At 58.6% G+C, this 6,942-nt stretch carries 6 protein-coding genes; all 6 read left to right on the top strand.

The genetic code is table 11. The features are described from left to right. Positions 1–294: 294 nt before the first annotated feature. Complete coding sequence (locus ACIONG_RS29455) at positions 295–651, top strand: glutamine amidotransferase (RefSeq protein ID WP_146041216.1); 357 nt, start codon at positions 295–297, stop codon at positions 649–651. A 93-nt stretch (positions 652–744) separates the two neighbouring features. Beyond that, positions 745–2,103 carry a glutamine synthetase family protein gene (locus tag ACIONG_RS29460; protein ID WP_007913846.1) on the top strand — a complete coding sequence of 453 codons (1,359 nt, stop codon included), beginning with the start codon at positions 745–747 and terminating at the stop codon, positions 2,101–2,103. A 56-nt stretch (positions 2,104–2,159) separates the two neighbouring features. Further along, on the top strand, positions 2,160–3,524 hold the full coding sequence (locus ACIONG_RS29465) for an aspartate aminotransferase family protein (RefSeq protein WP_213026889.1): 1,365 nt from the start codon (positions 2,160–2,162) through the stop codon (positions 3,522–3,524). 172 nt (positions 3,525–3,696) lie between these two features. Then, complete coding sequence (locus ACIONG_RS29470) at positions 3,697–4,809, top strand: polyamine ABC transporter substrate-binding protein (RefSeq protein ID WP_103302478.1); 1,113 nt, start codon at positions 3,697–3,699, stop codon at positions 4,807–4,809. A gap of 187 nt (positions 4,810–4,996) precedes the next feature. Next, complete coding sequence (locus ACIONG_RS29475; RefSeq protein WP_103302477.1) at positions 4,997–6,094, top strand: polyamine ABC transporter substrate-binding protein; 1,098 nt, start codon at positions 4,997–4,999, stop codon at positions 6,092–6,094. A gap of 66 nt (positions 6,095–6,160) precedes the next feature. Further along, on the top strand, positions 6,161–6,942 hold a 782-nt coding region (locus ACIONG_RS29480), incomplete at its 3' end, for an ABC transporter ATP-binding protein (RefSeq protein WP_401304459.1).

A 6,942-nucleotide genomic window follows, 5' to 3' on the forward strand; every position in this document is an offset into this window, starting at 1 on the left:
GCGGGGGTACCGACATGATGCAACACCTTTGTTGTTAAAAATATCAATCATTGATCTTTTCTGGTTTCAGTCAACCCGAACGGCCTGCCGAAGTCAAGCGAGGCCTTTTTTGCCCTAAAAAAGCGCTGTGAGGGCATTTATGGGGCACTTTCGGGCGGTTTTTTGTCCTTGGGGCAGTTGCCACCCGCGGGCTTGAGCAGGCCGTGTTGTATTTTTTACGGGGGTGTTGTGTAAAAAAATGAACAAGGCTAAGCTCCGGTCAAACCCATAACAGCAATAATACCGGGGTGCTTCATGTCTCGCCTGCCGTTAATCGGCATCACCGACTGCTCGCAACAGTCCGGTCTGCATGCTCATCACATCAGTGGCGACAAAGCCGTCGATAGCGCAGCCAGCAAGGCTCGCCGCTTGCCGACGATGTTCCCGTCCATGACCGTTCGAGCGTCAGCGTCCGATATTCTGGACGTATGGGAAAGCATCCTGTTTATGGCGTCTCCTTCCAATATAGATCTCTTTGAGTCCCAAAGCCTGTGCCGCTCCTCGAGCCGTGCTCATGATTCTGCACGCCTTGAATGTGCACAGGAAATGCAACGCCAGCGTAAAGGGCAGGTAAGCTCCTCTTTCATTGTCTATGCGCGGTGCCAGGCGTAAGCCGGCACTGCGCGAGCAAGCCCCCTTTAACGCGACGCTCCGGCGTCAAACTTTGCCTGACACCACGTCAGGAGACTCAGCCCAGAGGCATTTATGAGTAACAACCTCGACCAGCTCACCGATTGGTTGAAAGACCACAAGATCACAGAAGTCGAATGCATGATCGCCGACTTGACCGGTATCACCCGGGGCAAGATCTCGCCGACCAACAAGTTCATCGCCGAAAAAGGCATGCGCCTGCCAGAAAGCGTGCTGTTGCAGACCGTGACCGGCGACTACGTCGAAGACGACATCTATTACGAACTGCTCGACCCGGCCGACATCGACATGATCTGCCGTCCCGACCAGAACGCCGTGTACATGGTGCCGTGGGCCATCGAGCCAACCGCTCAGGTGATCCACGACACTTACGACAAGCAAGGCAACCCGATCGAGCTGTCGCCGCGCAACGTCCTCAAGAAGGTCCTCAAACTCTACGCCGACAAGGGCTGGCAGCCGATCGTGGCGCCGGAGATGGAGTTCTACCTGACCAAGCGCAGTGACGATCCTGACTATCCGTTGCAGCCGCCGATTGGCCGCTCGGGTCGCCCGGAAATCGGTCGTCAGTCGTTCTCCATTGAAGCGGCGAACGAATTCGATCCGCTGTTCGAAGACGTTTACGACTGGTGCGAACTGCAGGAACTGGACCTCGACACGCTGATCCACGAAGACGGCACGGCGCAGATGGAAATCAACTTCCGTCACGGCGACGCACTGTCGCTGGCCGACCAGATCCTGGTGTTCAAACGCACCATGCGTGAAGCCGCACTCAAGCACGACGTGGCCGCCACTTTCATGGCCAAGCCGATGACCGGCGAGCCGGGCAGCGCGATGCACTTGCACCAGAGCATCATCGACATCGAGACCGGCAAGAACGTGTTCTCCAATGAAGACGGGACCATGAGCCAGCTGTTCCTGCACCACATCGGTGGCCTGCAGAAGCTGATCCCGGAATTGCTGCCGCTGTTCGCGCCGAACGTCAACTCGTTCCGCCGCTTCCTGCCGGACACTTCGGCGCCGGTAAACGTGGAGTGGGGCGAAGAAAACCGCACCGTGGGCCTGCGCGTACCGGATGCCGGCCCGCAGAACCGTCGCGTGGAAAACCGTCTGCCGGGCGCCGACGCCAACCCATACCTGGCGATCGCCGCGAGCCTGCTCTGCGGCTACATCGGCATGGTCGAAGGCCTCAACCCGAGCGCGCCAGTGGTCGGTCGTGGTTACGAGCGGCGCAATCTGCGCCTGCCGCTGACCATCGAAGACGCGCTGGAGCGTATGGAAAACAGCGCGACCATCGAGAAATACCTGGGCAAAACTTTCATCACGGGCTACGTCGCGGTCAAGCGGGCCGAGCATGAAAACTTCAAGCGCGTGATCAGTTCGTGGGAGCGTGAGTACCTGCTCTTCGCCGTCTGATACGCCGGGTGCGGTGCTCAGGCGCCGCGCCTTCACCGATAACAAGGAGAATTGGCATGACCAGCAACAACCCGCAAACCCGTGAGTGGCAAGCGCTGAGCAGCGATCACCACTTGGCCCCGTTCAGTGACTTCAAGCAGCTGAAAGAGAAAGGCCCGCGGATCATCACCAACGCCAAGGGCGTTTACCTGTGGGACAGTGAAGGCAACAAGATTCTCGACGGCATGGCCGGGCTGTGGTGCGTGGCCATCGGTTACGGTCGCGATGAACTGGCCGACGCCGCCGCGAAACAGATGCGCGAACTGCCTTACTACAACCTGTTCTTCCAGACCGCCCACCCACCGGCGCTGGAACTGGCCAAGGCTATCGCCGACGTCGCACCGGAAGGCATGAACCACGTGTTCTTCACCGGTTCCGGCTCCGAAGGCAACGACACCATGCTGCGCATGGTTCGCCACTACTGGGCGATCAAGGGTCAGCCGAACAAGAAAGTCATCATCAGCCGCAAAAACGGTTATCACGGTTCGACCGTGGCCGGCGCTAGCCTCGGCGGAATGACCTATATGCACGAGCAGGGCGACTTGCCGATTCCGGGCATCGTCCACATCGCCCAGCCGTACTGGTTCGCCGAAGGCGGCGACATGTCGCCGGAAGAGTTCGGCATCTGGGCGGCCAATCAGCTGGAAGAGAAAATTCTCGAAGTCGGCGTCGACAACGTCGGTGCCTTTATTGCCGAGCCGATCCAGGGCGCCGGCGGCGTGATCATTCCGCCTGACACTTACTGGCCGCGCATCAAGGAAATCCTCGCCAAGTACGACATCCTCTTCGTCGCTGACGAAGTGATCTGCGGTTTCGGCCGTACCGGCGAGTGGTTCGGCAGCGATTTCTACGACCTCAAACCGGACATGATGACCATCGCCAAGGGCCTGACCTCCGGCTACATCCCGATGGGTGGCCTGATCGTGCGCGACGAAGTGGTGAAGGTGCTCAACGAAGGCGGCGACTTCAACCACGGCTTCACCTACTCCGGTCACCCGGTGGCGGCAGCGGTGGGTCTGGAGAACATCCGGATTCTGCGCGACGAGAAAATTATCGAGAACGCCCACAACGAAACGGCACCGTATTTGCAGAAACGTCTGCGCGAGCTGAACGATCACCCGTTGGTGGGGGAAGTGCGCGGGGTTGGTCTGCTGGGGGCGATCGAGCTGGTGCAGGACAAGGCCACTCGCAAGCGATACGAAGGCAAGGGCGTCGGCATGATCTGCCGCCAGTTCTGCTTCGACAACGGGCTGATCATGCGCGCCGTGGGCGACACGATGATCATCGCGCCGCCGCTGGTGATCAGCAAAGCGGAGATCGATGAGCTGGTTACAAAGGCACGCAAGTGTCTGGACCTGACCCTCAGTGCGTTGCAGGGCTAAGTGCTAGGCTTTGGGCGGGGGAGCTGCGGCGCTCTCGCGCAAAGCTGTCAGAAAGGCCGGTCTTTTCTTGAAAGACCGCCTCGGATCTTGCCAGACTAGCCGCGGTTCCAGTTGTCCGGGTTCGGCCGCTGAACAAAGTGGTTCAAAAAAGAAAAATTTGGAGCATTAACGCATGAAGGCATTAGGCAAAAAGCTTGCTGGCAAGACACTTCTCGCCCTGTCCGTCGCGGGCATGATGGCGGGTGCGGTTCAGGCGGACGACAAGGTATTGCACGTCTACAACTGGTCCGACTACATCGCGCCAGACACCGTTGCCAAATTCGAGAAAGAGTCGGGCATCAAAGTCGTCTACGACGTGTTCGACAGCAACGAAACCCTGGAAGCCAAACTGCTGGCCGGTAAATCCGGTTATGACGTGGTGGTGCCTTCCAACAACTTCCTCGCCAAGCAGATCAAGGCCGGCGTTTATCAGGAGCTGGACAAGTCCAAGCTGCCGAACTGGAAGAACCTTGATGAAGACCTGCTCAAGGCCGTTGGCGATGCCAGCGACCCGAGCAACAAGCACGCTTTCCCTTATATGTGGGGCTCCATCGGCATCGGCTACAACCCGGCCAAGGTCAAGGCTGCGCTGGGCATCGACAAGATCGATTCGTGGGACATCGTGTTCAAGCCAGAGAACATCGAGAAACTCAAAAGCTGCGGCGTGAGCTTCCTCGACGCCCCGACCGAAATGATTCCAGCGGCCCTGCACTATCTGGGCAAGCCGACCAACAGCAAGGACAAGGCTGATCTTAAAGCCGCCGAAGACCTGTTCCTCAAGGTGCGTCCTTCGGTTGCGTACTTCCACTCCTCGAAATACATCTCCGACCTGGCCAACGGCAACATCTGCGTAGCCGTCGGTTATTCGGGTGACCTGGAGCAATCCAAGACCCGCGCCAAGGAAGCCGGTGACAAGGTCAAACTGGCCTACACCATTCCCAAAGAAGGTGCTGGCACTTTCTACGACATGGTCGCCATTCCCAAGGATGCCGAAAACGTCGAGGCCGCCTACAAATTCATGAACTACCTGCTGCAGCCGGAAGTGATGGCCGAGATCACCAACGCCGTGCGTTTCCCGAACGGCAACAAGGCGGCCACGCCACTGGTGGACAAAGACATCACCAGCGATCCGAGCATCTACCCTTCGGCTGAAGTGAAGAAGCAGCTCTATGCGATCAGCGATCAGGATGCAGCGACCCTGCGCCTGATCACTCGCAGCTGGACCAAAATCAAATCCGGTAAATAAGCCGGTTTGAAGCAGCAACCGCTGGCCGTCGTCACCGCGAAGGCGGCCAGCGGGATAATTAAATGACAGAAAGTTTTGCTGGAACGGTTTTTCGAGGGTAAGTTGCGCGCCGGTTTTGTTGCCGGGCAGCCATGGCTGTCATGCAGCGCGGGGCAACTTGGGCCCAACTAATTTAGAGGACCTCCACTTGCCTATTTTTTCTTCTTTGCGCAATGCCCTGCTGGCCACTGCCGGCCTGACGATCGCTGTCGGAGCCCAGGCCGCCGGTACGGTGCATATTTATAACTGGTCGGACTACATCGGCGAGACGACCCTGGCGGACTTCCAGAAAGACACCGGAATCAAACCGGTCTACGACGTCTTCGATTCCAACGAAACCCTGGAAGGCAAGCTGCTGGCCGGACGTACCGGTTACGACGTGGTTGTGCCGTCGAACCACTTCCTCGGCAAGCAGATCAAGGCGGGCGCGTTCCAGAAGCTCGACAAGTCGCAGCTGCCGAACTATTCCAATCTCGACCCGGCGCTGCTCAAGCGTCTGGAGCAGAACGATCCGGGCAACCTGTACGCCGTGCCGTACCTGTGGGGCACCAACGGCATCGGTTACAACGTCGACAAAGTGAAGGCCGTGCTCGGTGTCGACAAGATCGATTCGTGGGGCGTGCTGTTCGAGCCGGAGAACATCAAGAAGCTGCAAAGCTGCGGCGTGGCGTTCCTCGACTCGGCTGATGAAATGATGCCGACCGTGCTCAACTATCTGGGCCTGAATGCCAACAGCACCAACCCCAAGGACTACGCAAAGGCCACCGACAAATTGCTCGCGGTGCGTCCTTACGTGACCTACTTCCACTCCTCGAAATACATCGGCGATCTGGCCAACGGCGACATCTGTGTGGCGATCGGTTTTTCCGGCGATATCTTCCAGGCGAAGAATCGCGCGGCAGAAGCCAAGAAAGGCGTGAACATCGCCTACACCGTCCCGAAAGAGGGCGGCGCCCTGTGGTTCGACATGCTGGCAATCCCCAAGGATTCGTCCAACGTGAAAGAGGCCCATGCCTTCATCAACTATCTGCTGAAACCTGAGGTGATTGCCCAGGTCAGTGATTACGTCGGTTACGCCAACCCCAACCCCGGGTCGGACAAGCTGATGGAACAATCCATCCGTACCGATGCATCGGTTTATCCACCGCAGGCTGTGATCGACAAGGCTTACGTGTCGATCGAGTTGCCACCGAACATTCAACGTCTGATGACCCGCAGCTGGACCAAGGTCAAGTCGGGTATGTAAGGCACACACTATCCAGGGTTCGCCTGCGTGGGCGAACTGCACTGTTTTTTTCTGGGAGTTTCGTAAATGGCAGTTGCCTCCGGCGCCTATAAGAAAGCCCTCGAGGGCGACCAGACACCTAAACAGGTGTTGGTCAAAATCGACCGGGTCACGAAGAAGTTCGACGAGACGATTGCCGTGGACGATGTGTCCCTGGAAATCAAGAAAGGCGAGATCTTCGCCCTGCTCGGCGGTTCGGGATCGGGCAAATCCACTCTGCTGCGGATGCTGGCAGGGTTCGAACGGCCCACGGAGGGGCGCATTTTCCTCGACGGCGTCGACATCACCGACATGCCGCCGTACGAACGTCCGATCAACATGATGTTCCAGTCGTACGCCTTGTTCCCGCACATGACCGTAGCGCAGAACATCGCGTTCGGCCTGCAGCAGGACAAGATCCCCAAGGCCGAGATCGACGCCCGCGTGGCCGAGATGCTCAAGCTGGTGCAGATGAGCCAGTACGCCAAGCGCAAACCGCATCAACTGTCTGGCGGTCAGCGTCAGCGGGTGGCGCTGGCGCGTTCGCTGGCCAAGCGGCCGAAGCTGCTGCTGCTCGACGAACCGATGGGCGCGCTGGACAAGAAACTGCGTTCGCAGATGCAGCTTGAGCTGGTGGAGATCATCGAGCGCGTGGGTGTGACCTGCGTGATGGTGACGCACGATCAGGAAGAGGCCATGACCATGGCCGAGCGCATCGCGATCATGCACTTGGGCTGGATCGCCCAGATCGGCAGCCCGATCGACATCTACGAAACCCCGACCAGCCGTGGGGGGTGGGGAGGTATAGGGCACAGGGACCCACGGCGAAG

The organism is Pseudomonas sp. NPDC087817 (assembly GCF_044742875.1).
Classification (GTDB): domain Bacteria; phylum Pseudomonadota; class Gammaproteobacteria; order Pseudomonadales; family Pseudomonadaceae; genus Aquipseudomonas.